Origin of the sequence: Acinetobacter sp. WCHAc060042, assembly GCF_003231195.1 — a bacterium.
GTDB lineage: Bacteria > Pseudomonadota > Gammaproteobacteria > Pseudomonadales > Moraxellaceae > Acinetobacter.
The window spans coordinates 1-510 of sequence record NZ_QKVN01000130.1; the positions used below are offsets into that span (position 1 = coordinate 1).

At 37.6% G+C, this 510-nt stretch carries 1 pseudogene; it reads left to right on the forward strand.

The annotated features are described in order from the left end of the window. Positions 1-510, forward strand: a pseudogene (locus tag DPG01_RS18555) (IS30-like element ISAba125 family transposase); the annotation flags it as partial.

Here is a 510-nt window from a genome sequence, read left to right on the forward strand (position 1 = left end):
CACCTTCGCTAGACGTAGACGTGGTCACAGAAAACTCAAAATCGATTCAATCCTCTGGAAATTTATTGTTGAAGCGATCCGTTGTTTATGGTCTCCTCAGCAAATAGCAAAACGTTTAAAGACATTTCCTGATTTGGATCAAACAATGAATGTAAGCCATACAACGATTTATTCAACGATACGAGCATTACCAAAGGGTGAGTTGAAAAAAGACTTATTATCCTGTCTGCGTCATGAAAATAAAAAGCGAAAAGCTAACGGTGAACCTAAAAAAGATTCTATATTACAGGATATTAAAACTATTCATGAGCGCCCAGCCGAAGTTCAAGAAAGAAAAATACCGGGTCATTGGGAAGCTGATTTAATTAAAGGTAAAGACAATAAAAGTTCGATAGCAACACTTATTGAACGAAATACACGGCTCTGTATCTTGGCAACATTACCTGATGCAAAGGCAGAATCAGTGCGCAAGGCTTTAACTGAAGCTCTGAAATATTTACCTGCAGAACT